The 22904-nt window shown below is 65.6% G+C and carries 32 protein-coding genes, 1 tRNA gene and 1 other RNA gene; 15 read left to right on the forward strand and 19 right to left on the reverse strand.

Annotated elements, in window-relative coordinates; genetic code table 11:
- Positions 1-62: 62 nt before the first annotated feature.
- From H7J93_RS23205 to rnpB, 6 genes are all read right to left on the reverse strand, one after another.
- Entirely contained in the window at positions 63-752 is a 690-nt protein-coding gene (locus H7J93_RS23205) for a terminase large subunit domain-containing protein (protein ID WP_267308646.1), read from the reverse strand.
- Positions 753-928: 176 nt separating this feature from the next.
- Positions 929-1495, reverse strand: a complete 567-nt coding sequence (locus tag H7J93_RS23210) for a hypothetical protein (RefSeq protein ID WP_267308647.1) — start codon at positions 1493-1495, stop codon at positions 929-931.
- Positions 1496-2195: 700 nt separating this feature from the next.
- Positions 2196-2444, reverse strand: a complete 249-nt coding sequence (locus tag H7J93_RS23215) for a hypothetical protein (protein ID WP_267308648.1) — start codon at positions 2442-2444, stop codon at positions 2196-2198.
- Between the two features lie 36 nt (positions 2445-2480).
- On the reverse strand, positions 2481-2909 hold the full coding sequence (locus H7J93_RS23220; RefSeq protein WP_267308649.1) for a hypothetical protein: 429 nt from the start codon (positions 2907-2909) through the stop codon (positions 2481-2483).
- 655 nt (positions 2910-3564) lie between these two features.
- Positions 3565-4710, reverse strand: coding sequence for a tyrosine-type recombinase/integrase (locus tag H7J93_RS23225; RefSeq protein WP_267308650.1), 1146 nt, complete (start codon positions 4708-4710; stop codon positions 3565-3567).
- 151 nt (positions 4711-4861) lie between these two features.
- Positions 4862-5271: RNase P RNA component class A (rnpB, locus tag H7J93_RS23230), an RNA gene on the reverse strand.
- A 21-nt stretch (positions 5272-5292) separates the two neighbouring features.
- On the opposite strand from rnpB, the gene H7J93_RS23235 reads away from it, so the two are divergent.
- The 6 genes from H7J93_RS23235 to H7J93_RS23260 are packed head-to-tail and all read left to right on the forward strand — an operon-like array spanning position 5293 to position 8207.
- A complete protein-coding gene (locus H7J93_RS23235; RefSeq protein WP_267308651.1) occupies positions 5293-5745 on the forward strand; it encodes a helix-turn-helix transcriptional regulator in 453 nt (150 codons plus the stop codon).
- 10 nt (positions 5746-5755) lie between these two features.
- Positions 5756-6193 (forward strand): VOC family protein, encoded by a 438-nt coding sequence (locus H7J93_RS23240; RefSeq protein ID WP_267308652.1) that lies wholly within the window; start codon positions 5756-5758, stop codon positions 6191-6193.
- Positions 6194-6688 (forward strand): methyltransferase family protein, encoded by a 495-nt coding sequence (locus H7J93_RS23245; RefSeq protein WP_267308653.1) that lies wholly within the window; start codon positions 6194-6196, stop codon positions 6686-6688.
- Between the two features lie 38 nt (positions 6689-6726).
- Positions 6727-7239 (forward strand): methylated-DNA--[protein]-cysteine S-methyltransferase, encoded by a 513-nt coding sequence (locus H7J93_RS23250; RefSeq protein ID WP_267308654.1) that lies wholly within the window; start codon positions 6727-6729, stop codon positions 7237-7239.
- The gene (locus H7J93_RS23255; RefSeq protein WP_267308655.1) at positions 7239-7949 is read left to right on the forward strand and encodes a 2OG-Fe(II) oxygenase; all 711 of its coding nucleotides are present in this window, start codon (positions 7239-7241) and stop codon (positions 7947-7949) included. Before H7J93_RS23250 ends, H7J93_RS23255 begins: the two co-directional genes overlap by 1 nt.
- Positions 7950-7952: 3 nt before the next feature.
- Positions 7953-8207 carry an Ada metal-binding domain-containing protein gene (locus H7J93_RS23260; RefSeq protein ID WP_267308656.1) on the forward strand — a complete coding sequence of 85 codons (255 nt, stop codon included), beginning with the start codon at positions 7953-7955 and terminating at the stop codon, positions 8205-8207.
- On the opposite strand, the gene H7J93_RS23265 is transcribed toward H7J93_RS23260, so the two are convergent.
- On the reverse strand, positions 8204-8866 hold the full coding sequence (locus H7J93_RS23265) for a class I SAM-dependent methyltransferase (RefSeq protein ID WP_267308657.1): 663 nt from the start codon (positions 8864-8866) through the stop codon (positions 8204-8206). The two genes, H7J93_RS23260 and H7J93_RS23265, sit on opposite strands and share 4 nt — an antisense overlap.
- Positions 8867-8950: 84 nt before the next feature.
- Between H7J93_RS23265 and H7J93_RS23270 the strand changes: the two genes are divergently transcribed.
- Positions 8951-9523, forward strand: a complete 573-nt coding sequence (locus tag H7J93_RS23270; protein WP_267308658.1) for a helix-turn-helix domain-containing protein — start codon at positions 8951-8953, stop codon at positions 9521-9523.
- Between the two features lie 120 nt (positions 9524-9643).
- Here H7J93_RS23270 and H7J93_RS23275 read toward each other — a convergent pair whose 3' ends face one another.
- Genes H7J93_RS23275 through cobC form a run of 4 tightly spaced genes read right to left on the reverse strand, consistent with a single transcriptional unit; the run spans position 9644 to position 13614 of the window.
- Positions 9644-10738 (reverse strand): bifunctional RNase H/acid phosphatase, encoded by a 1095-nt coding sequence (locus tag H7J93_RS23275; RefSeq protein ID WP_267308659.1) that lies wholly within the window; start codon positions 10736-10738, stop codon positions 9644-9646.
- The gene (locus H7J93_RS23280) at positions 10735-11472 is read right to left on the reverse strand and encodes a zinc ribbon domain-containing protein (protein ID WP_267308660.1); all 738 of its coding nucleotides are present in this window, start codon (positions 11470-11472) and stop codon (positions 10735-10737) included. The genes H7J93_RS23275 and H7J93_RS23280 overlap by 4 nt, the downstream gene beginning before the upstream one ends.
- Complete coding sequence (locus H7J93_RS23285; RefSeq protein ID WP_267308661.1) at positions 11462-12595, reverse strand: Nif3-like dinuclear metal center hexameric protein; 1134 nt, start codon at positions 12593-12595, stop codon at positions 11462-11464. Before H7J93_RS23285 ends, H7J93_RS23280 begins: the two co-directional genes overlap by 11 nt.
- On the reverse strand, positions 12592-13614 hold the full coding sequence (gene cobC, locus H7J93_RS23290) for an Rv2231c family histidinol phosphate aminotransferase CobC (RefSeq protein ID WP_267308662.1): 1023 nt from the start codon (positions 13612-13614) through the stop codon (positions 12592-12594). Before cobC ends, H7J93_RS23285 begins: the two co-directional genes overlap by 4 nt.
- A 37-nt stretch (positions 13615-13651) precedes the next feature.
- On the opposite strand from cobC, the gene H7J93_RS23295 reads away from it, so the two are divergent.
- From H7J93_RS23295 to H7J93_RS23305, 3 genes are read left to right on the forward strand one after another with little or no spacing between them, the layout of a single operon-like run.
- Complete coding sequence (locus tag H7J93_RS23295) at positions 13652-14305, forward strand: HAD-IA family hydrolase (protein WP_267308663.1); 654 nt, start codon at positions 13652-13654, stop codon at positions 14303-14305.
- Positions 14298-14798 (forward strand): low molecular weight protein-tyrosine-phosphatase, encoded by a 501-nt coding sequence (locus H7J93_RS23300; protein WP_308204949.1) that lies wholly within the window; start codon positions 14298-14300, stop codon positions 14796-14798. The genes H7J93_RS23295 and H7J93_RS23300 overlap by 8 nt, the downstream gene beginning before the upstream one ends.
- The gene (locus tag H7J93_RS23305; protein WP_267308665.1) at positions 14798-15625 is read left to right on the forward strand and encodes an SURF1 family cytochrome oxidase biogenesis protein; all 828 of its coding nucleotides are present in this window, start codon (positions 14798-14800) and stop codon (positions 15623-15625) included. The genes H7J93_RS23300 and H7J93_RS23305 overlap by 1 nt, the downstream gene beginning before the upstream one ends.
- Here H7J93_RS23305 and H7J93_RS23310 read toward each other — a convergent pair.
- Positions 15579-16544, reverse strand: a complete 966-nt coding sequence (locus H7J93_RS23310; protein WP_267308666.1) for a cobalamin biosynthesis protein — start codon at positions 16542-16544, stop codon at positions 15579-15581. The two genes, H7J93_RS23305 and H7J93_RS23310, sit on opposite strands and share 47 nt — an antisense overlap.
- 85 nt (positions 16545-16629) lie before the next feature.
- Here H7J93_RS23310 and H7J93_RS23315 point away from each other — a divergent pair, with 85 nt between their 5' ends.
- The gene (locus H7J93_RS23315; protein WP_267308667.1) at positions 16630-17025 is read left to right on the forward strand and encodes a VOC family protein; all 396 of its coding nucleotides are present in this window, start codon (positions 16630-16632) and stop codon (positions 17023-17025) included.
- Here H7J93_RS23315 and H7J93_RS23320 read toward each other — a convergent pair.
- Together H7J93_RS23320 and H7J93_RS23325 are read right to left on the reverse strand one after the other, a co-directional pair.
- Entirely contained in the window at positions 17018-18088 is a 1071-nt protein-coding gene (locus tag H7J93_RS23320) for a DUF2855 family protein (RefSeq protein WP_267308668.1), read from the reverse strand. The genes H7J93_RS23315 and H7J93_RS23320 overlap by 8 nt on opposite strands.
- A 41-nt stretch (positions 18089-18129) precedes the next feature.
- Positions 18130-18813, reverse strand: coding sequence for a helix-turn-helix transcriptional regulator (locus H7J93_RS23325; RefSeq protein ID WP_267308669.1), 684 nt, complete (start codon positions 18811-18813; stop codon positions 18130-18132).
- Positions 18814-18903: 90 nt separating this feature from the next.
- Here H7J93_RS23325 and H7J93_RS23330 point away from each other — a divergent pair, with 90 nt between their 5' ends.
- The 3 genes from H7J93_RS23330 to H7J93_RS23340 are packed head-to-tail and all read left to right on the forward strand — an operon-like array spanning position 18904 to position 20073.
- Positions 18904-19374, forward strand: a complete 471-nt coding sequence (locus H7J93_RS23330) for a DoxX family protein (protein WP_267308670.1) — start codon at positions 18904-18906, stop codon at positions 19372-19374.
- 55 nt (positions 19375-19429) lie between these two features.
- Positions 19430-19795 carry a DUF488 domain-containing protein gene (locus tag H7J93_RS23335; RefSeq protein WP_267308671.1) on the forward strand — a complete coding sequence of 122 codons (366 nt, stop codon included), beginning with the start codon at positions 19430-19432 and terminating at the stop codon, positions 19793-19795.
- On the forward strand, positions 19792-20073 hold the full coding sequence (locus H7J93_RS23340; protein WP_267308672.1) for a hypothetical protein: 282 nt from the start codon (positions 19792-19794) through the stop codon (positions 20071-20073). The genes H7J93_RS23335 and H7J93_RS23340 overlap by 4 nt, the downstream gene beginning before the upstream one ends.
- A gap of 63 nt (positions 20074-20136) precedes the next feature.
- Here the strand turns inward: H7J93_RS23340 and H7J93_RS23345 are convergent, their stop codons facing one another.
- Positions 20137-20259 (reverse strand): hypothetical protein, encoded by a 123-nt coding sequence (locus H7J93_RS23345; RefSeq protein WP_267308673.1) that lies wholly within the window; start codon positions 20257-20259, stop codon positions 20137-20139.
- Between the two features lie 248 nt (positions 20260-20507).
- Here H7J93_RS23345 and H7J93_RS23350 point away from each other — a divergent pair, with 248 nt between their 5' ends.
- On the forward strand, positions 20508-20981 hold the full coding sequence (locus H7J93_RS23350) for a GreA/GreB family elongation factor (protein ID WP_267308674.1): 474 nt from the start codon (positions 20508-20510) through the stop codon (positions 20979-20981).
- A 140-nt stretch (positions 20982-21121) separates the two neighbouring features.
- Here H7J93_RS23350 and H7J93_RS23355 read toward each other — a convergent pair.
- From H7J93_RS23355 to H7J93_RS23370, 4 genes are all read right to left on the reverse strand, one after another.
- Positions 21122-21196: transfer RNA gene (locus H7J93_RS23355), tRNA-Val, on the reverse strand.
- Between the two features lie 66 nt (positions 21197-21262).
- On the reverse strand, positions 21263-21727 hold the full coding sequence (locus H7J93_RS23360) for a peroxiredoxin (RefSeq protein ID WP_267308675.1): 465 nt from the start codon (positions 21725-21727) through the stop codon (positions 21263-21265).
- A gap of 4 nt (positions 21728-21731) precedes the next feature.
- Entirely contained in the window at positions 21732-22157 is a 426-nt protein-coding gene (locus H7J93_RS23365; RefSeq protein WP_267308676.1) for a DUF3052 domain-containing protein, read from the reverse strand.
- Between the two features lie 104 nt (positions 22158-22261).
- On the reverse strand, positions 22262-22837 hold the full coding sequence (locus H7J93_RS23370) for an Rv2240c family protein (RefSeq protein WP_267308677.1): 576 nt from the start codon (positions 22835-22837) through the stop codon (positions 22262-22264).
- Positions 22838-22904: the final 67 nt, after the last annotated feature.

A 22904-nucleotide genomic window follows, 5' to 3' on the forward strand; every position in this document is an offset into this window, starting at 1 on the left:
CTTTGCTCGAGTGACTTTGACGGGTCTCTCGAAGAATCACGCGATGACCTTCAATCACTCGGCTACGACACGCCGGCGCTACTGATCAGGTCCGACTCGTACACCACTCTGCTGGACGCAACCCGCCACATCACCGAATCGGACGAGTTGGCAGGCGTCGAGATAGCCAAGGTCAACGACTGTCGGCGCTTGCCTCGCACCGACGTAGCTGCCGACCAAACGGCGTCGGTCACGACGTGCAACTCGTCCACAATGAGCAACGAAGGGTTGTAGCCGTGCAACGCGGACGGCTCAGCCGGTAGCACCATCAACGTTGACTCGTTCTCAGGCAACACCAGCTTGTCGGCGTAAATCACGATCCGCTGCGCAAGCTCAGGCGATTCCTTAATGAGCTGAATCGCGTACTTGAGCACATGGCCCGCCTGCTCATGGCTAGACGCGACACACAAAATCTCGCCGTATCGCGGCCCTAGGAACAATTCAGCCAATGCCAGCGCCGCCGCAAGCATCGTCTTGCCATTCGCACGCGGAATAGAAACAAGCGCCGTACGGATGCCCTCGGCATACGAACCGGAGATAATTTCTTTCTGAAACGGAGCAAGCCCGAACCTGCGCCGCTTCCCGTCGTCATCGACGTTCCAGATGTACGTATCTATGAACTTGATGCGCCGTTTTCCGCGATCTAAGGGCCAGTTTTTGAACGTTAACGGGGGAGAAATGACCTGTTGTTTTGGTCCAGCGCGGACAGGCATATACCCCCCCTCAATATTTAGTTATGTGTTCTGACCTGCATCTTTATCGGACCCGATAAAGTTTCCGATCACTCTATGGACGCGCATAAAGTGACGCGGAGAGTAATCCGAACTTTGCCTTGCCATTCGGGTCCGGAGACTTTCGGCCCGGACCTACCCCCCACGTCTATGCCAGATCAGCCCGCTAGGGCTAGTTCAAATTGCCTGGCCCCCCGGTCGCGCACTATGTCCATTTGCTTATGGCATTTAGCGCACATTGGTTGGTAGTGCTTAGGGTCTGCGCTGTAGGGCATGAGCGACGGACTTTTCTTAACGGTGCCCCTTAGCTCGTTTGGGTCGCTGTGGTCGTAAGCCCAATGCTCGGCTTGCTTGCCGCATTCGACGCAATCATGGTTGCTTGCCCTGCCGCGCCGCCGCAGCGTCCGATGGTGCGCCGTCCCGTAGCTCGGTGCCTCGCGCCAAAGCGGATGGTCGGGGCCGAACCGTTTCTTGCGTTGATCGACGGCGATCACGGTGTGCGGGTCGCCGTGCCGCTTAAGCCGCGTGGTGTGCATTCTGCACAGCCCATGTGGCCCGTCGTCGCCCTTGTCGCAGCCGTCGATGGTGCAGATACCACGTTCGGTGCGAATCTTGCGGCCAGCCTCTCCCACGGTGCCGGTGCGATACCAGCGGTGGTAGTGCATCCGGCACCAACCCTTGCCCTGAATGTCTGTCCGGTCGCATCCGGCTACGCTGCATTTCATCTCGCCGCCCCTTTGCGCGCATTACACGACCTGCAAAGAACAGTGATCAGGTCTTCGGTTATCGGCAGTCCCTTGGCTTGCGCCGCCCATGCTTCGGGGCTGTGATCTGCCGTGAGGTCTTCTGCTGACCCGCATGAATTGCAGAACGGCTGCTTAGTGCGTGCGCGCTTTGATAGCCGGTCCCATTGGGTTGTGTAGCCCCTTTTGCGTGGACTCGCCTTAGTGTCCTTAGGCCGGTGCTTAGGGCACCTTGCGCGATCACTTAAGGCTCCGCAGCTGAGGCAGGGCTTAAGTAGCGGCATGCGCTTCTAGTTCCTCTAAGCCGTCAACTAAGGCGAGGATGATCCTGCGAGCGTCACGCGGCGTGCCGAATGGGATTGTGTGTCTGCGCCGCTCACCGCTGGCGCGACTGTGACGCTCTAGCGTCATGCCGTGGTTGCCTTTGTTCACGCTGACGCACCAACGCTCGCCGCCCTTCTCAGGTTCGATAAGGGTTGTGCTCATTTGGTGACCACGCTTGCGACCCCGGCGGCGTAACGCATGAGCCGCGCCTTAGCGGGGCTTACCGCTGTGCTTAGAGGCCTTAATGCGGTGCCTAGCTGTGCGTGTAAGTCGTCGGCGTCGGCGCGGTTTAGGTTGCGTGCGATCACCTGGCCGTCCTTAGCGATGGTGTAGCCCTTCGCGGTTTCGACTACGGCGATCATGCGAGCGCGTCCCAGTTCCGTTCCGGACGACCAGCAAGATAGTCGCTGTGCGCGATCAACAGAGCGCCCAACTCCAACGCCGCGTCAGCGTCGATAGGGAACGTGAACGAGTCCAACATGTTCGCGTAGCCCTGGTGAACGTTGAAGCGCAGACCGACTAGGGCGTTAGGCCCGGAGCCGTTGAGCATCACCTCGAAGCTCTTAGGTGTGATCTGAATGTTGCTGTTGCGGTTGCCTTTTCGCATGACCGTCTTCCCCTCTGATTTGTTGTTAAGTTGTGTTTAGCTGGCCCGCTCAAGCATCCGGGGCTTATCCGGTAGGTATGCCGGATTGCGCGCCAGGTCGGCCCCTTCGCGGCGCTTGCCGTCGTCGCACACGTCGCCGTACGGGTTGCGTAATTTCGTGCCGTAAGGGTCGCTGGCGTAGACCTGTAGCCGCGCCCCGGTGACCGGCCCGCGCATCAACGCCTTGATTTCTGCGTGCTCCTGGTGCTCTATCGCCTGTTCGTTGACGACATAGACGAGGTTGTCCCGGTGCCGGTTGTCCCGGTCGCCGTCGAGATGAGCGACGGTGACGAACTCCCAACTCGCGGGCGGAGCGCCAAGGAACTGGTAGGCGACTAACTCGGCGGCTACCCGGTCGTACACGGTGATCCGTTTGGCCTTGCGGTTGCGCCCGTCGTCGGGGTCGTCAAGGTACTGCCCGAACATGTTCCCGCGTGCGGGCCAGACCGGGCCGCTGTAGTCATTGCGCCCGAATCGGATAAGCCCCTGATGGGGGGTAACGGTGCGGCCCGAAGGTTCGGAGAATAGCCCCGCCTCGTTAAGCATGAGGCCGTTGTGAGCACCGATTACGGGATGCCGTTTGTATCGCTTGCGGGTTATCGGGGTGACGTTCTGTGCGTTGGTGACACTTATGGCATCTACCACAGAAATTACAGAATTTGTATATTCCCTACTATCTACGTTACTCACGGACCCCCCCGTTTTGTATATTAAATGGCTTCATGTGACGCACATCACGAAAAATAGAATGGTCAGGCCGCGAACTTTGCGTCAAACCACGCCTCAATATCGGCGCGCTTCCACACACGCCTACGCCCAATTTTCGCCGACTGGGGTAGCTGCCCTAACCGCTCCCAATACCGAATGGTGTCGATGCTCCGACCGCTGTATTCGGCGATTCCGGCAGCATCAATGAACACAGTGTTTTCTGACATGGCTGTGCCTTCTGGTGTTTCTTTCTGAGTGCCGCCGTTTATCGGCACTTCCCGACCGGGACTGTCCCCTATTGACCACCAGTGGTCCCTGGTACTCGAAATATTACAGGCGGTGTCCGACTTTCCGAAACAATAGAAAGTGCGGATTACTTGAGCACTAAGTCAATCGCGTCCCGTGTCCGGTCGTCCGAATCCGGCCACAAGTGCGAATAGGTATCCAACGTCTCTGTAGCAGACGCGTGCCCTAAGCGGGCCTGCACCGTCTTAACGGACTCCCCGTGCCGGATAAGCAGGCTGGCGTAGTAATGCCGGAGCGTATGCAGGCCGCTCCGTGGGCCCAGCTTCGCGACCTGCGCCACCTTGCGCCAGTGGTAATCAAAGGTTGAGCGAGGAATGGGCTTACCGCGCCACGTAAACACCAGGCCGTCGGGACCGGGCGGATACTGCTGCATATGTTCCTTTAGCGCCGCCACCACGACACCGGGCAACGGAATCGTCCGGTAGCTTGCTCGCGTTTTGAGCGGGCCGAACGTCAGCGGATTGGCCCGGACGAGTTGCTGATCAACCTTCACCGTGCCGCTGCCGTCGCCGGGATTCTCGGGCAGGTTCAGCCGGTCCACCACCAGGCCGAAGCACTCCCCTTTACGCAGCCCAGTACCGGCGGCGAACGTCGCCAACGCATGCCACTCAGCGGGCAACTCGCGCCGCACAATCTCGAACTGTTCGGTCGTCGGCGGCACTACCTCCTTAGGTTCCGCCTTCGGGAGTTTGGTGCCATCGCACGGATTAGACGCAATGCACTTGTCGCGCACCGCATCCTTGAAAATGCCGAACACGACGCCGTGCAAAACCCCGACACTCGACGGTGCCAACTCGACCCCGGCAATCCACGCCTGTATCTCACTCGGGAGGATCGCGGCTATCGGACGGTCGCCGAACACCGGGTAGGCGTGCAGCCGTAAGCGGCTCTCTACGTGATCGCTTGAGGTGCCCCGGTGGACCTGCCGCTTGCGCCACGCCTCCGCGTAGTCGCGGAACGTGACCTGACCCGCAGCGGGGTCAATGTAGTTGCCGGTATGCAAGTCAGAATCAAGCTGCCGCTTGCGCCTGTCTGCATCGGCACGCTTCTCGTACGACGCCGTGAGTTCCCTACCGTCTGGACCGACCCAACGCACGCGCCACCGCCTGCCCTTGCCGTGCAACTTGGTGCAAACCATGCTGCCGGGGGTTTTGAAATGGGTGCGGTCGGTACACCACAGCGCCCCGTCCGCGTTGTCGGCGGGATAGAACACCTGCTCGCCCCTACGGGCGTCACGGTGCCACTGGTCCTCAACACGCGCACCTGCGGATCGCTTTAGCATGATCGGATCGTACGCTGCGCTGCGTAGCGTAAGCGTAGCGAAACGCCGATCTTCGACATAATGCCTGATCAGAACGGGTGAGCGGATGAGTTGGCCTGTAAGCCGGATTCTGTACCGCACCGCCGCGAACTATCACGGCAGCGAGGTGGCGACCATCCATCTGGACACACCGTTGCCGGGTGCCTCAAGCGGCCCACCCGCAGGCTCGGACGAGCAGCCCTCAAACGCCTGCGCGGCCGCACCAGGTGCGGCCTTCTTGGCCTTGCTTCGGGTGGGGTTTGCCTAGCCACTCCGGTCACCCGGAATGCTGGTGCGCTCTTACCGCACCGTTTCACCCTTACCCCCGCCATACCCGAAGGCACGGCGGTGGCGGTCTGTTTTCTGTGGCACTTTCCCGCGAGTCACCTCGGATTGCCGTTAGCAATCACCCTGCTCTGCGAAGTCCGGACTTTCCTCGAACCCTGTCGGGCCCGCGGCCGCCCAGCCAACTCATCCGCTCCATAAACTTAACGCATGGCGCAGGTTCCACCTTCCCGTTATCTGCAGCGGGCAAAGGATCTGGTGGACGCTCGTTACGCCGATGCGATCACGGTCGACGATCTGGCCGCCGCGGCGGGGTTGTCGCGGGCGCATTTCAGCCGGATGTTCACCAAGACGTTCGGAGAATCGCCGCGGGCATACCTGCAGACCCGGCGCCTCGAACGGGCCGCGGCGCTGCTGCGTCACACCGACCGCTCGGTCGCCGACATCTGCGTGATGGTCGGCCTGCAGAGCGTCGGATCGTTCACCACGAGCTTCTCGCGGGTGTACGGCATGCCGCCGGCGGCCTACCGGGCGAGGATGCCGCCGGCCGCGATCTACGCGCGCGTGCCGAGTTGCATCCTGGCGCGGGACACCCGGCCGCCCGCCGACAGCAGGGTGAAGACAGCACACGGGGAGAAGACGGACCGCGACGGGCGACCGTAGCGTCGGGACCATGATGAAAATCGGAAGCGCCCACCTCTGGGTCCACGACCAAGACGTCGCACTGAAATTCTGGACCGAACTGGTCGGTATGGAAGTGCGGCAAGATGTTTCGCTGCCCGACATGGACGACACGTTCCGCTGGCTGACAGTCGGCCCGCCGGGGCAGGACGATGTGTCGATCGTCTTGATGGCGGTGCCGGGTCAACCCGTGATGGACGAGCCGACTCGTAAGCAGGTGCTCGACCTGACGGCGAAAGGCTTCGCGGGCACGGTGTTTCTCGTCACCGACGACATCCAGTCCGACTTCGAGGAGATGAGCGCCCGCGGAGTCGAGTTCACCGAGGAGCCCCATCAGATGCCGTACGGCATCGACTCCGGATTCCGCGATCCGTCCGGAAACAGTGTGCGACTCACCCAATTGGCGCCCCCGCCCGCCAATACTGTCTAGGTGCGCACCTCGACTGCGGCACTGGGTTCGGCGGCCTTCTTCGTCGTCGCGCCCGGAACCTTTGTCGGGCTGGGTCCGTGGCTGATCACCCGGTGGGAGATCCCCGAGTCCAGCCCGCCGCTGCGGGTGGTGTTGGGAGCGGTGTTCGTCGTCGTCGGCTTGATCCCGCCCGTCCATGCGTTCATCCAATTCGTCAAAGCGGGCGGGACACCGATGCCCGCTGCGCCGACCGAGCGGCTGGTGGTCACCGGTTTCAACCGCTTCGTGCGTAACCCGATGTACGTCGGACTGCTGGTCGCGATTCTGGGCCAGGCACTGCTCTTCGACAGCCCGTGGCTGGTGGTCTACGCGCTCATCGGGTGGATCGTCACCGCCTCGTTCGTGCATTGGTACGAGGAACCGACGCTGGTGCGCACCTACGGTGCGCAGTACGAGGAGTACCGCCGCAACGTGCCCGCGTGGACGCCGCGCCGGATCCCGTGGCGCCCCGCGTAGGGATCTCACGTCCGGCCGGTCGTGACCGTCTACAAGATATGAACACTCGACAGTGCGTCATCGACAGCCCACTGGATGAGCTGACCCTGGTCGCCGACGACAACGCTCTGACCGGTGTGTACTTCCGGCAGTACTGGCGTCGACCGGATCGAGCCGCACTCGGTCCTCGCGTCGAGGCGCACTCCGATGCCGTCTTCTCCGAGGCGCAGATGCAGCTGACGAGCTACCTTGCCGGCGACCGCGCCGACTTCGACCTGGCGGTCCGGCCCCAGGGTGACGAACGTCAGCAGCGCGTCTGGGGCATGCTCACCGCGATCCCCTACGGCGGCACGGTCACCTACGGAGAACTCGCCGCCGCCCTCGACGACGGGACGACGGCGCAGGAGGTCGGGCAGGCGGTCGGGCGCAACCCGTTGTGCATCATCGTCCCGTGTCACCGGGTCATCGGCAGCAACGGGCAACTGACCGGCTACGCGGGCGGCCTTCGGCGCAAGCAGTTCCTCCTCGAACTCGAGGAGCCCGCCGATGTGAAGGCGGCGAGGTTGTTCTGATGTCCGATTGGCACAGGCGCGTCGAGTCGGGCGACTGGGAGGCAATCACCGCTGAGCTCAACGACTTCGGGGGTGCGTTGCTACCCAAGCTGCTCACCGACCGCGAAGCTGCGGCCATCCAGCGGCTGTACCCCGACGACCACCTTTTCCGCTCGACTATCGACATGGGCAGATACCGCTTCGGCGAGGGAGAGTACCGATACTTCCACCAGCCCTACCCCGAACCGATGGAGGCGCTCAAGCAGGCGCTGTACCCGCGGCTGCTGCCGATCGCCCGGGACTGGTGGTCGAAGCTCGGCCGGGAGTGCCCGTGGCCCGACACCCTCGACGACTGGTTCGAGATGTGCCACGCGGCCGGTCAGCAGAAGTCGACCGCGACACTGCTCAAGTACGGAGCCGGCGATTGGAACGCGCTGCACCGAGACCTGTACGGCGAGTTGGTGTTTCCCTTACAGGTCGTCATCAGCCTGAGTGAGCCGGACGTCGACCACACAGGCGGTGAGTTCCTGCTCGTCGAACAGCGTCCCCGTGCGCAGTCCCGTGGCACGGCGGCCCTGCTGCCACGCGGACACGGATTCGTGTTCACCACCCGAGAACGCCCGGTGCGGTCGGCGCGCGGCTGGTCTGCGTCACCGGTACGCCACGGTGTCTCCGCGGTGCGCTCCGGCAGCCGGTTCACGCTCGGTCTGGTCTTCCACGATGCGGCGTGAAACATGAAGCGCTACACGTTGAGCCGTGCCGACGGCACGCGGTATGCGTCGTCGCGGCCGGGGACCATCGGCGGCCATCGCGCCACGCGGATCTACGGTCTCCTCGACTGCCCTTCGGCGCGACGTGCGATCGACGACGGCGGCTACGTCAGGAATCGCGTGTTTTTCGCCGACGAACCGACAGCCGTCGCGGCGGGTTATCGGCCGTGCGCGCGATGTCTGCCGGACCGCTACCGCGAGTGGAAATCCAGCGGCTAACTGCGCCGTCGTAGCACGATCACATTGTCGTGCCAGATGAACGGCTCCCTGTCGGGCCAGTTCACCTCTCGCTCGACCACTTTTATCTGCGCCGGCTCCCAGTCCTCCTCCGGCAGATTCAGTGACGCGACGACTTCCTCCGGGCTCAGGAAGATGTGGCGGTGGTCGTCCAGCTTCGTATCCCCGGGCGGCGGCCCGCTGTGATCCACAATCAGCAGCGTGCCGCCCGGCCTGATGGCCTCGGCCGCCCGCCGGAATACGCGCGTGCGGTCCAGCGGCAGGGTGGAATGAAAGAAGTGGGCGCTCACCAGGTCGAATTCGCCGTCCGGAAACGTCTCCGAGAGGTTGTGCTGCTGGAAGTCGATGCGATCCAGCACGCCACGCGCCTCGGCTGCCGCACGCGCACGCTGTAGAGCGGTGTCCGAGATGTCCACCGCGACGACGTTCCAGCCACGCTCGGCCAGCCACACGGAGTCGGCTCCCTCGCCGCAGCCGAGGTCGAGCGCGCGCCCGATCGGCAGGTCGGAAGCCACCTCGGCGAGACGGAGGTTGACTCGCCCGCTCCACACTCGTTCACGTTCGCCGTAGTGCTGTTCCCAGTGCTCTTTTGCGTCAGGCGTTGACACGACTTCTCCCTTCAGGAACGGCCAGACCAACATCGTCGGCCATCAAACTCTGGACCACTGCGATATCCATGCCTCCACCTTGCAGGCATACTCCCCAAAGTGCCAAGCTTTGTTGCCATGGAGGCAAATGACGAGGAGAGTGTCGACCTGCGAGTGCGTCGACGCCTCCGTGAGCTGCGTATGCAGCGGGGTCTCACCCTGGAGGAGGTGGCGCGCCGATCCAGCATCGACGTGTCGACGTTGAGTCGCCTCGAGTCCGGCAAGCGACGGCTGGCACTCGACCACCTGCCCCGGCTGGCCGCCGCGCTCGCGGTGAGCACTGACGAACTGCTGCGTACACCCGAGGTGGAAGATCCACGCGTCCACGCGAATTCACATGTCAGGCACGGAATCACCTACTGGCCGTTGACCCGGCAAGCTGCGGGAGGGTTGCACGCGTACAAGATCAGGATCAGCGCCCGACGGCGTACGCCTCCCGCTGAGCTACCGGTTCACGAAGGCCAGGAGTGGATGTATGTGCTGTCCGGTCAGGTGCGACTGATTCTGGGCGACCGCGATTTCACGGTCAAACCCGGTGAGGCTGTCGAGTTCTCGACGTGGACTCCCCACTGGTTCGGTGTCGTCGACGGTCCGGCCGAGGCGATCACGATATTCGGTGTGCACGGCGAGCGGCTGCACCTGCACGGGTGACGCCGCCGTTCAGCGGGAGTACTACTCGTGTTGCCAGCCTCCGAGCGACAATGTCGCTACGAGGCTGGCACACCGCCATATTGGTCCGCCGAGCTCACGTCGTCACTTACCAGGTCTCACCTAGCTCAGGTAGGACGTCTGATTGACCAGCCGCACCGACGCCGCACCGTCGGGATAGAACTCGGCGATCGACAGCGACGCCAGGTCGAGATGCATGCGGTAGAGAACGCTCGGCCCCGCGTCGAGCGCCATGCGCAGCAGCGTCTTGATGGGCGTCACATGCGATACCACCAGCACCGTTTCCCCCGGGTGCTCGGCGATGATCCGCGCCCGCGCCCGTCCCACCCGCTCGGCCGCGGCGTCGAAGCTCTCGCCGTCGGGCGGCGACACGCTGGTATCGCGCAGCCAGCGTCGGTGTAGCGCCGGATCGCGTTCAGCGGCCTCGCTGAACGTCAGCCCCTCCCAGCCACCGAAGTCGGTCTCGATCAGATCGGCCTCGACGGTGACGTCGAGACCGAGCGCTTTGGCCGCCGCCTCGGCAGTGTCGTACGCGCGTTGCAGCGGCGACGTGATGACGGCGGCGACACCGCCCTTCTCCGCCACGAACTGCGCGGCCGCTTCAGCCTGGCGACGGCCGAGTTCCGTCAGCGCCGGATTGCCGCGGCCCGAATACCTTCGCTCGACCGACAATTCGGTCTGCCCGTGGCGCAGCAGCAGGAACCGGGTCGGCGCACCACGCGCCCCGGTCCAGCCTGCGGGGTTGGAGTGCTTCTCCGACTTGGCTTCCGGCGCCGATGTTTCGGCCTCCAGTTCGGCGGCCGCATCCATCGCTTCGTTGGCCAACCGGTCGGCATGACTGTTTCTCGCCCGCGGAACCCAGGTGTAGGTGACGCGGTCGAATCGCTGAGCCAACGCGCTGGCCTGCTGATGCAGCGGCGCCATGTCGGGATGCTTGACCTTCCAGCGCCCTGACATCTGCTCCACCACCAACTTGGAGTCCATGTTCACGTCGACCTCGGAGGCACCCAGGTTCGCGGCTTCCTCCAGACCGGCGATCAGGCCGCTGTACTCGGCGACGTTGTTGGACGCGTGGCCGATCGCCTGTTTACGTTCGGCGAGCACAGTCTTGTGGTCCGCAGTCCACACCACCGCGCCGTAGCCTGCGGGCCCCGGGTTGCCGCGCGATCCGCCGTCGGCCTCGACGATGACCTTCATGCGCCGGTCCCCTTGACCCGCAACAGGATTGCGCCGCACTCCGGGCACCTCAGCACGTCGTCGTCGGCGGCGGCGGAGATCCTCGCCAGTTCACCCCGGTCGATCTCGATCCGGCAGGCACCGCACCGGCCGCCCTGCAGCAGACCCGCACCCGCACCGCCGCGGGCACGCTGACGCTCGTACAGGGCCACCAGGTCGGCGTCCAGCCCGGTGACCAGTTCCTCGCGCCGCGACAGGGATTGGTGACGCTGACGGTCGAGATCGTCGAGCGCGTCATCGCACGCCTTCTGCGCCTCCCCCAGCTCCTTCTGCAACTCGTCGATCTTCGTCAGCTCGGCCGACTGCTGGGTCTGCAGTTCCTCGCGGCGTTCCATGACCTCCAGCAGCGAATCCTCCAGCGAGGCCTGCCTGCGCTCCAGCGTCTCCAGCTCGTGCTGTAACTCGGTGAGCTGCTTGGCATCCGTGGCCCCGGAGTCCAGCAGCTTGCGGTCGCGGTCCTCGCGCTGACGGACCGCATCGATTTCGGACTCGAACTTCGTCACCTGCTCGTCGAGGTCTTCCAGCGCGATCTGCAAGGCGGCCAGCCGGTCGTTGGCCTCGCTGTGCCTCGCCTGGATCTCCTCCAGTCGCTTGGACTCGGCGAGGTTGCCGGCCCGGTGCTCGATGCGGCCCAGCTCAGCGTCGAGCTCCGCCAATTCGAGCAGCGAACGTTGTTGCACTACTTCAGCTTTCATGCCTCGTTCTCTCGACATTCCATGGGTCAGTACGAACCGCTGACACTCGCACGGGTAATGCGTCACCGAAATGACCACGTAGCACGTCGGCCGCCTGACGACACCACGGGTATTCACTCGCCCAGTGTGCGACGTCGACAAGCGCCACGTCGGATACCCGCCGGTGCTCGTCGGCGGGATGGTGCCTCAGGTCCGCGGTCACGTAGGCCTGCACGCCAGCGCGTGCCACCGCGTCGAGCAGCGAGTCACCGGCGCCACCGCAGACCGCCACCCGCGACACCGTGGTCTCGGCGTCTCCGGAGGCGCGGATGCCCCATGACGTGGCAGGCAGCGCATCGTGCACCCGCGAGACGAAGGTCGACAGTCGTTCCGGCCGCGGAAGTGAGGCGATGCGGCCCAGCCCGACGCCGCCTGGCAGGGGCGCGAGCTCGAAGACGTCGAACGCGGGTTCCTCGTAGGGGTGTGCGGTGCGCATCGCCGCCAGTACATGACCGCGGATCCGGGACGGAGCGATCACCTCGACCCGTTCCTCGGGCACGCGCTCGACGGTGCCGACGGTGCCGATGGCCGGCGCCGCCCCGTCGTGCGGCAGGAACTGGCCGATGCCTGTCGCGCTCCAGCTGCAGTGCGAGTAGTCACCAATCTGCCCGGCGCCGACGTCGAACATCGCGTTGCGTACCGCGTCGGCGTTTTCGGTCGGCACGAAGACCACCCACTTGTCCAGACCCGCACCGGTGGGGATCGGGGCGAGGACCTCCTCGACCGTCAGTCCCAGCGCGTCGGCCAACGCGTCCGACACTCCGGGCGATGCGGCGTCGGCGTTGGTGTGCGCGGTGAACAGCGCCCGTCCGGTGCGGATCATCTGGTGCAGCAGCGCACCTTTGGCGGTGTCGGCGGCGACGGTGTCGACCCCGCGCAGCAGCAGCGGATGGTGCGCGAGCAGCAACCCGCCGTCGGGGACCTCGGCGACGACAGCGGCGGTGGCGTCGACGGCGACCGTCACCGTCTCGACGGTCTCCGACGGGTCGCCGCAGACCAGACCGACCGAATCCCAGTCCTGGGCGAGATTCGGCGGATAGGCCGCCTCGAGCACGTCGATGACGTCGCAGAGCCGCACGCTCACCACATCACCTCGGCCATCGCCTCGACGAGCGCCGGCCACTCGGGCCGCACCGCCACACGCAGGAACTGGCCGTCGAGTCCGACGAAGGTGTCACACCGCCGCACTGCAATGCCCTTGCCGTCGAGGTGCTTTCGCATCAGCTCGGCATCCGCAACCGTGAAGAGCACAAAGGGCGCACATCCGTCAACGACATTTGCCCCGATGCTAGTCAGCCCGTCGACCATCTCGGCACGCAGGCGGCGCAGGCGTAGTGCACCGCGGTCGGCCTCGGCGACGGCCTCCGGGCTGCTGCACGCGGTGATGGCCTCCAATTGCAGGGTGCCCAGCGGCCAGTGCGGGCGGCGCGCGGTCAGCCGTTCGAGCAGATCGGGCGGGCCGAGGGCATAGCCGACGCGCAGGCCGGCCAGCGCCCACGTTTTGGTCAGGCTGCGCAGCACCACCACATCGGGCAGCGCCTCGGCCGCCAGCGACTCCGTTTCATCGGGCACCGCGTCCGCGAACGCCTCGTCGACGACGATGACGCGCCCCGGCCGGCGCAGCGCGGTGATCTGCTCGCGGGTGTGCAGCACCGACGTCGGGTTGGTCGGGTTACCGATGATGACGAGGTCCGCGTCGTCGGGCACCGGGCCGTCGGACAGGTGAAAGGGCGGCGCGAGCACGACGTGCCCGAACGGGACACCGGCCGCGGCCAGGGCGACCTCGGGCTCGGTGAAAGACGGGGCGATCAGAGCCGCGGTCCGCGGCTGCAGCTCGGGCAGCAGGGCGAACCCTTCGGCGGCCCCGGCGAGCAGGGCGACCTCGTCGACGCCGCGGCCGTGTCTGGCGGCGACGGCCTCCCGGGCGCGCTGCTCGTCGGCGGCGCTGGGGTACCTGCCGAGATCGGCCATTCGGGCGGCGAGCCGGCCGACCAGCCACGACGGCGGCTGATCTGCGCGGACGTTGACGGCAAAGTCCAGCATGCCCGGGCCTGCGGCCTGGTCGCCGTGATAGCGCGCCCCCGGGCGGGATTGGCTTGCCACATCACGACACTAGTGGGCCGTACGGGACAATGAGATTGTGACGGCACGCCCGCAGCTGGTGATCTTCGACCTCGACGGCACCCTGACCGATTCTGCGCAGGGCATCGTGGCCAGCTTCCGTCATGCATTGGGCACGGTCGGCGCCTCCGTTCCCGAGGGCGACCTCGCCGCCTTGATCGTCGGCCCACCCATGCACCACACGCTGCAGGAGATGGGTCTCGGCGACGACGCTGACGACGCGATCGCCGCGTACCGGGAGGACTACCTGGCCCGCGGCTGGGCGATGAATCGCCCGTTCGACGGCATCCCGGCATTGCTGGCCGACCTGCAGTCCGCGGAGGTCCGGCTGGCCGTGGCCACCTCGAAGGCCGAGCCGACCGCGCAGCGCATCCTCGCCCACTTCGGCCTCGACGGTCACTTCGAGGTCATCGCGGGCGCCAGCGTCGACGGCTTGCGCGCCACCAAGTCCGAGGTCGTCAAGCACGCACTCGTACAGCTCGAGCCGCTGCCGGAGCGGGTGCTGATGATCGGCGACCGATCACACGACGTCGAGGGCGCCGCGGAGCACGGCATCGACACCGTGGTGGTCGGCTGGGGCTACGGCCGGAGAGACTTCGACGGCCCCGACGCGGTCACCGCCCATGCCCACGTCGCGACCGTGGACGACTTGCGGGAGGTGCTGGGTGTCTGAGGCCTACCGACTGCACATCACGTTCATCTGCTCGGGCAACATCTGCCGCTCGCCGATGGCGGAGAAGATGTTCGCGCATCAGATCCGCGAGCGTGGCCTGGCCGACGCGGTCCGTGTGACGAGCGCAGGAACCGGCGGCTGGCATCAAGGTGAGCCTGCGGACCGCCGAGCCAGTCACGTGCTGCGCTCACACGGCTATCCCACGTCGCACCGTGCCACGCAGATCACCGACGACCACCTGTCCGCCGACCTCGTCATCGCGCTGGGGCGCAACCACGCCAGGATGTTGCGGGAGATGGGTGTGGACGCGGACCGGGTGCGGATGCTGCGGTCGTTCGACCCGCGCTCAGGGGCGCACCCGCACGACGTCGAGGATCCCTACTACGGCGACCACGACGACTTCGAGGACGTCTTCGCGGTGATCGACGCGGCGCTGCCCGGCCTGCACCAGTGGGTCGACGAGCAACTCGCCGACCGGGGAATCGCAAGCTGATGAAGCGCTGGGCCTTCTTGTTCAGGCCATCCTGGTTGGCCCTGCTCGTCGTGGTGCTCGCGTTCGCCTACCTGTGTTTCACAGTGTTGGCGCCGTGGCAGCTGGGCAAGAACACCAAGACGTCGCGGGAGAACGCCCAGATCGCCAACTCGGCGTCCGCTGACCCGGTACCGGTGACAACGCTGCTACCGCAACAGGATTCGTCTGCACCCGACGAGCAGTGGCGTCGCGTCACCGCGACCGGAAGGTATCTGCCCGACCATCAGGTGGTGGCCCGGTTGCGGGTCGTCGACAGCGAACCCGCATTCGAGGTGCTGGTGCCCTTCGCGGTCGACGGTGGGCCGACCGTGCTCGTCGACCGCGGTTACGTTCGTCCCGAGGGCGGCTCGCGGGTGCCCGACATCCCCGCGCCGCCGACGGGGCCCGTGACCATCACCGCGCGGCTGCGGGATTCCGAAGGGGCGGTACCGGACAAGGAGCCGTTCCGCGAGGACGGCGTCCAGCAGGTGTACTCGATCAACACCGAACAGATCGCCGAGCTCACCGGTGTGCCGCTCACGGGCTCGTATCTGCAGCTGGTCGAGGATCAGCCCGGCGGACTCGGCGTCATCGGGCTCCCCCACCTCGACGCAGGACCCTTCCTCTCGTACGGCATCCAGTGGATCGCGTTCGGCATCATCGCGCCGATCGGCCTGGCGTACTTCGTGCGCGCCGAAATTCAGCAGCGTCGACGGGAGAAGGCCGCCAAGGAGGCGGCGGACGCGGCGCCGGACGCGCCCCTCACCACCGAGGCGAAGCTCGCCGACCGCTACGGCAAGCGGCGCTGAGACCCATCGCCAGCACGGCAGCGGCGACCTGCACCGCCCGTGACAGGCGCACGGCCCGATTGAGGTCGACGATCGTCGGAGCCGGGCCGTCGCCGAGGGTGGGGCGGATCTCGAGTTCGTGGGCGTACTGGGTGGGGCCGCCCAACCGCACACCGAGCGCGCCGGCGAAGGCGGCCTCGACCACGCCCGCGTTGGGGCTGGGGTGACGGGCCGCGTCGCGGCGCCACGCCCGCCACGCGCCGAGCGGTGAACCACCGACCAGCGGTGCGCACACGATGACGAGGACCGCGGTGACCCGGGCGGCGACGAAGTTGGCGGCGTCGTCGAAACGGGCTGCGGCCCAGCCGAACCGGGCATACCGCGGCGACCGGTGACCGATCATCGCGTCCAGGGTGTTAGCGCCTCGGTAGACGAGTATCGCGGGGACCCCGCCGACGGCGCCCCACAGCAACGGCGCGACCTGCGCATCGGAGGTGTTCTCCGCGACCGATTCCAGCGCCGCCCGCGCGAGGCCGTCGGCGTCGAGAACCGACGGATCGCGTCCGCACAGCGACGGCAGCAGGCGCCGGGCGGCCTCCACGTCGCCCTGCCCGAGGTGCGCCGCCATCTGCTCGCCGGTGCGGGCGAGCGACGTGCCGCCCAGCGTCACGAAGGTCGCCGTCGCCATGAGCGCGGGTTGTCCCGTGCGCCCTGCGGCCCGTTGGCTGAAGATCCCGGCGACACCCAGCGCCGCGAGCAGTGCGGCGGTGTGGACCACGCCGGCGCCGCGGGTGTCGGCGTAGGTCAGCCGCTCGAAAGCCGCTGCGCCACGGCCGAACAGCGCGACCGGATGGCCGCGACGGGGATCGCCGAACAGCAGGTCGGCCAACCAACCGATCGCCATGCCGGCGACACGGCCTTGGCGGCGGGGCACGAACACCCCGGCAGCGTCTCATACAGCGTTGTCATCGAATTCAGACGGTGCGGCGTTCATGATTGATGAAGGCCCAACAGAGGAGTCGATGATGACGTTCCCGGCCCTGAATCACGTCGCGCTGACGGTGCGTGACCTCGAAGTGAGCGCCCCCTGGTACCGGCAGCTGATCGGCGCCGACCCCCTGATCGACGAGCACACCGCCGCCGGCTTCCGGCATCTGGTGTGGGCCTTCGACAACGGGACGCTGTTCGGCATCCACGAACACGACCGGAAGGCCCCCGACGAACGCTTCACCGAGTTCCGGGCGGGGCTGGATCACGTCGGCTTCGGATGCGTGGACCGCGCGGCGCTCGAGCAATGGGTTCAACGACTGGACGGCCTCGGTGTCGAGCACAGCGGCATCGTCGATGAGAGCTACGGGTCGGGGCTGAGCTTCCGCGATCCTGACGGCATCGCGCTGGAGTTCTTCGCGCCGCCTAGCTGAGCGTGACGACGATGCCCGACGCCGGATCCACCTTGCCGTCGAGCAGCTCGAGGTAGGCCCGCTGGATCTCGTTCTCGGTCGAAATCCGTTGGACGCGCAGCCAACCGGCGGCCCACTGCGCGAACGGCGCCCACGCCTCGGCGACTTTTCGGTCCAGCTCGGCGGTTCCCCAGTCGTTGCCGCGCTTGGTGATCCGGTCCGGCGCGAAGAACAGTACCGGGCTTGGCCCCGCGAGTTCGCCTGCGCCGGGCGACATTTGGGTCCAGTGGGTGGCGCCGACGGTGGCGCTGTGGGCCAGGCGGTCACCGTAGTGGGCGTGGACGCCGCTGCGCACCGTGCCGTCGCCCGAGATATCGACGTAGACCGCGCGATCGCCGGGTAGCTCGGTGACCGCGTCGTACAGGGACACCGAGTCGTAGATGTCCAGGTCCTCGACGAACGCGCGGTTGCCGTTCGAGGTGAGGCCCACGACGTTGATTCCGTCGCGCTTGGCCAGCAGGTACGCCGCGATGATGGCCGTCTTCGACGAGGCGCTGGAGATGACGATGGTGTCTGCGCCGAAGAAGTTCTCGTCGGCCAGGAAGTCGTCGATGAGGAACGACGTGAAGAACAGCGGGAAGAACAGGATGTGTTCGGCCTCGCGATCGGCCGAGTAGACGGGGTCGGTCTCGACGTCGCGGTACCCCTGATAGGCCGACGGCAGGTCGGTGCGGTGCGGCGCCGCGTCGAAGAAGCCCTTCGCGTCTACGCGGGATGGGGTGACCACGAGGTGGCTGGCGCACGGCAGGTAGCCGTAGACCCGCATGCCTTGGCGCAGACCGGAATTCCGCGTCTCCTCGACGTGTGCGTATCCCCAGACGTTCAGCTTTCCCCAGTCCGGGTCCGAGGCCGGGAAGAACGCCCAGTAGTTCATCGCATCGCCGAAGACGGCGTAGGTGATGTTGTTCGCGGTCAGGCCAAACGATTCGACGCGGAGCAGCGCCTCGCCGTCGGCCAGCGAGGGCGGGTCACCATGGACGATGCGGGTGTCGTGCAGGTCCTTGCGGTTGAGTTCGAGGTCCACGCGGTCAGCCTCGCACAACCGCGGGGTCGCCATTGCCGTCGTCAGGCACGCGTAGGGGAAGACGCCTCGGCGTCGTGCACCACCACACAGCACCGGTCGGGATCCGGATCGAGTTCGGCGCGCGCCTGCCGATGACCGCAACCCTCGATCACGCCCTCGACGAGCCTCAGGTTCAGCCCGCACACGAGGTCTCGGTGATCCTGGGCGACCAGGTGGAACGGGCAATTCCGCAGCGTGATCCGGGTGTCGTCGACGCGGGGCAGATAGCCGCGCGCCACCAGTGCCGCCACCACGTCGCCGTCGGCTTCGACGCCGGCGCGCCGGCCTGACTGGTGCGCGGCACTGTTTATCGCCTGTTGCACCGCTCCGCTGTCGTCCTGTTCGACGGATGCCACGAGGAGGGATGCCAGCAGTTGGTAGTCACGGGGCGGCACGCTGACGGTGATCTCGTGCGCGGCCCGCGCGTACAACTTGGCGGGGCGTCCGGCCCCGGGCCCTCCGCGCCCGGCCGGTCGTTGATAGCTGACCGTCAGCAGGCCGGCCTCCGCCAATTTGTCGAGATGGTAGGCCGCCAGCGTGCGTCCGATCGATGCCGCGACCGCGGCCTGTTCCCGCGAAACCGGCCCGTCGTGCTGGATGACGTACTCGTACAACTGTCGCCGCAACGGGTCATCCAGGTGACTAAGACCGTTCAGTGCGGCCAGGTCACGGGGCTGGATGGACATGCCTCGACTCTAACACCAAAAACTATTGACAAATGTACGGGACGGGCAGATTCTAAAACTAGTTTTGATTGGTTTTACAAAGGAGTTGATATGACCGCCTCAGCGCTACCCCACTCAGCCCATGGCTCCTCGGAGCTACTGCAGCGCGCCCGCTCGGATCCGGCGTACGCGGCGTTCCTGACACTGCGGATCGGATTCACCGTGCTACCGATCCTGATGGGCGTCGACAAGTTCACCAACAAGCTCGTCAACTGGGAGTCTTATCTGGCGCCGTGGATCGTCGATGTGAGTCCGATCGGTGCGCATCAGGTCATGCTCATCGTCGGGGCGATCGAGATCCTCGCCGGCATCGCCGTCGCCATCAAGCCGCGGTACGCCGCCTACGTGGTCGCCGCCTGGCTGGCCGGCATCATCGTCAACCTGCTGACGTATCCAGGTTTCTACGACATAGCCCTGCGCGACTTCGGGCTGATGCTCGCCGCACTGACATTGGGCGGCCTCGCATCGGTCTACGATCCGGCCTGGCATCGCCACCCGGATACCGATTCGACTGTCGCATAACCGATCCCGCGCTGCAACCCTCCGGCAACCGGTTGCGACTAGCCTGGGAGACGTCATGAGTCGACGACTGAGCGTCCAGGTGCGCCGGATCTATGACCCGGTGCTGCCGGAGGACGGCACGCGGGTGCTGGTCGATCGGATCTGGCCGCGCGGCGTGAGCAAGGTCCGCGCGCACCTCGACGAATGGTGTAAGGACGTCGCACCGTCCACCGAACTGCGCAAGTGGTACGGCCACGATCCCTCGCTGTTCGGCGAGTTCACGCTCCGCTACCGCGACGAACTCGCCGATGCCACGCGGGCCGCCGCGCTCGCGCATCTGCGCGACCTGGCGAAAAAACAACCGCTGACGCTGCTCACCGCCACCAAGAGTGCCGACCTCAGCGAGGCGGCCGTCCTAGCCGATCTCATCGGAGGGTCATGAGCGGTCAACGTCCGGCCGTCGAGGCGCTCGGTGATCACGAATATCTTGTCCGGTTCGAACAGGACGAGGACAGCGTGGTGGTGCGCGTGTTCGCCGACCCGGCAGTCGTCGCCCAGATCGCCGACGACGAGCAGCGAGTCGTGGAAGCGACCGCGACCTACCTCGTCGCGCGCCAACTCCCTGTCGACCTACCCGAGCAGGTCAACCTCGATGAGGTTGCCGCAGCCTACGACAGCTACGTCGAGGATCTGCACCGCGAGTTGACGCCTCCATCTTGACAGCTCTGCTGCGTAACGAGTTATGGGACAAGGGGTTTCCTCAACGCACGGGTGGCCACGGGCTCAGCCCTTGCGCTTCCGTGTGATCGGTGTCGACGCTAACGCCTTGGCGCGCTTTGCCGCCCGGCGTTCCTTGATCGATTGTGTGGGCTTTCGAAGACTCTTGCCCGGGGATTTGTCAGCCATTGTCGCTCCTTGATCGAAGTGGCAACCACCAGCAACTACCTGAGCCCGACCATACGTAGGAAGGCCCGCTCCCCCGTTTGTCGGATTTGCACAACGCGGCTCCAGCGAGTTGTCCGATCTCCAGCACACATTCGCAGCGGGGCGACACCACCATGGAGATACAGACGCCGCAGGGCGAATTGACCGCGCTGCATTCAGGTCTCAACACCGAGACTTCTGAGGGTCTTGACGTCGAGGGAGGAATTGGCATGCCGGTTAGTCGTGTGTGGATCTCGCCGCAGGCGGAATCGCGGTTGCAGCGGGAACTTGGCACACTGCGATTTCTGTTCTCCGCCGGAATCGAGGACGAATCCGATGAGAACACCTTCGCCGTCCGCCGCGCCTGGGAGAAACGGATGCAGCAGATTCACGATCTGTTGATCAACGCGGTCGTCGGCGAGGACCCGCCCTACGAAGGGATCGCCGAACCCGGCATGGTGGTGACGATTCGCTACGACGCCACCGGTGACACCGAGACGTTCCTTCTTGGTGTGCATGACGCCGAGTACTCCGATGTGCCGGTGTATGCCATCGACTCGCCGATCGGTGCCGCCATCGCGGGCGCACAGCCAGGTGAACGCCGCATCTACCAACACCCCACCGGCACCGCGCTGGTGGTCAAGCTGCTCGACGCGGTGCCCTACGGGCTGCACGCCGTCGATCTGACGTCAGCCTCACCGTAATGAGAGCGCAGGGAAGCCCATGCCTACTGCACCGACTTACGCCGCACTGTATGACCGACTCAGAAGGGCACACCGCCGCATTCGCGAACTCGAGGCCCGCCAGGCTGCGCTGATCACCCGAAGTGGAATGTCCAAAAACGTGGTGGGCGCGGACGGTATCGAACCGCCGACCGCTGGTGTGTAAAACCAGAGCTCTACCACTGAGCTACGCGCCCTTGCACGGGAAAAGTACACGCCGCCGCCGTGAGACACGAAATGACGACGGTGAGACACGAAATCCGTCAGTCGGATTGAAGCGCTGCGAGTGCCTCTTTCCACACCGTCTGATCGCGCGGCTCCCCGGGCTGTTTCATCTCGGCGAAGCGGACTTTGCCTGAGCGGTCGACCACAAAGGTCCCACGGTTGGCGAAGCCGGCGTCGTCGTTGAACACGCCGTAGGCCTGCGCCACTGCGCCGTGCGGCCAGAAGTCCGACAACACCGGGAACAGGAAGCCGCTCTCGGTGGCCCAGACCTTGTGGGTCGGCGGCGGGCCCACCGAGATGGCCAGCGTCGCCGTGTCGTCGTTCTCGTAGTTCGGCAGGTTGTCCCGGATCTCGTCGAGTTCGCCCTGACAGATCCCGGTGAACGCCAGCGGGAAGAACACCAGCAGCACGTTCTTGTTGCCCCGGAAGTCGCTCAGCGTGACGGGCTGCCCGTTCTGGTCCTTGAGGGTGAAGTCCGGCGCCTCGGCTCCGACCTCGATCACCGCATCACCGCCTACCTGCCGCTTTCGACTTCGGTTGCACCAGCCTGCTCGCGATCCAGTCGCCCAGATTCGCCGACGAGGTCTGCATCAGACCCGCAGTCGGCGCGGACTCGGCGATCTCGGCGGGCTGCACGTGGCCGGGCTTACCCGTCTTCGGGGTGATCACCCAGATGACGCCATCGTCGGCCAGCGGCGTGATGGCGTCCATCAGACGGTCGACCAGGTCGCCATCGTCATCGCGCCACCACAGCAGAACGACGTCGATCACCTCGTCGGCGTCTTCGTCGAGCAGCTCACCGCCGCACGCGTCTTCGATGTCGGCCCGGATGTCGTCGTCGGTGTCCTCGTCCCAGCCCAACTCCTGCACAACCTGATCTTTTTGGATGCCCAGTCTTCGGGCGTAGTTCGGGGCGTCGTCCGCCGCGACCACGGTCGGTCCTCCTTCAGCCTGCTCGGCGCGTTGTGCGTCCAGCCCTATCGTCGCACGACCAGCCTCTCCAGCAACTCACTGGCAGCCAGGTTCGTCGATCTAAGTCAATATGCCGCATCGCAGAGGTTCAGCGCTGTGGTCTTGGAGTCGTTCAGTCGAGTGATCGCGGCGTTGAATTCATCGGGCCCGTAATTGCCCGCGATCGCCACGGCCAGGCCCCGCGCGGCGTCCACCCATTCGTGCATCGCGTCCTTCAGCTCGGGCATCAGCGGATCCTTGATGCTGCCTGCGACCAGGTCAGCGCTGTGGTTGAGCGCATCGATCGCCGGTCTCGTCTTGGAGCCGGCGTTGGCGGCGCTCTCGTTGAAGGCGTCGACGTACGCGTTGACGGCGGTGATCGCGTCGACGCTGCTGGTGCTCAGCGACTCACACGACGTGTGCACAGCCTCCCGGGTGAGTGACTCCTGCCGCTCGGACTCGCGCGAGCTGGAACTGGCGGCCGACTCCGCGATCGACGCCGACACCGACGCCTTGTAGACGGGAGCATCAGCGGCGTCGACCGACGCCGTGCCCTGCACAACGCTGCTACAGCCCACGATGATCATCGCGGTGACGGCCGAACTGCCCACCACGAGTGCGGCGACCCGCAGCCGCTTCGGACACAGCCAACCGGTCACCACGGCTGCAGACGTTACCGGGTTCCATCCGCAATCGCGGGTTCATTCCAGTCGGCACCCCCAGCGGTGC

This window comes from Mycobacterium barrassiae, assembly GCF_025822765.1.
In the GTDB taxonomy this organism is placed as follows: domain Bacteria; phylum Actinomycetota; class Actinomycetes; order Mycobacteriales; family Mycobacteriaceae; genus Mycobacterium; species Mycobacterium barrassiae.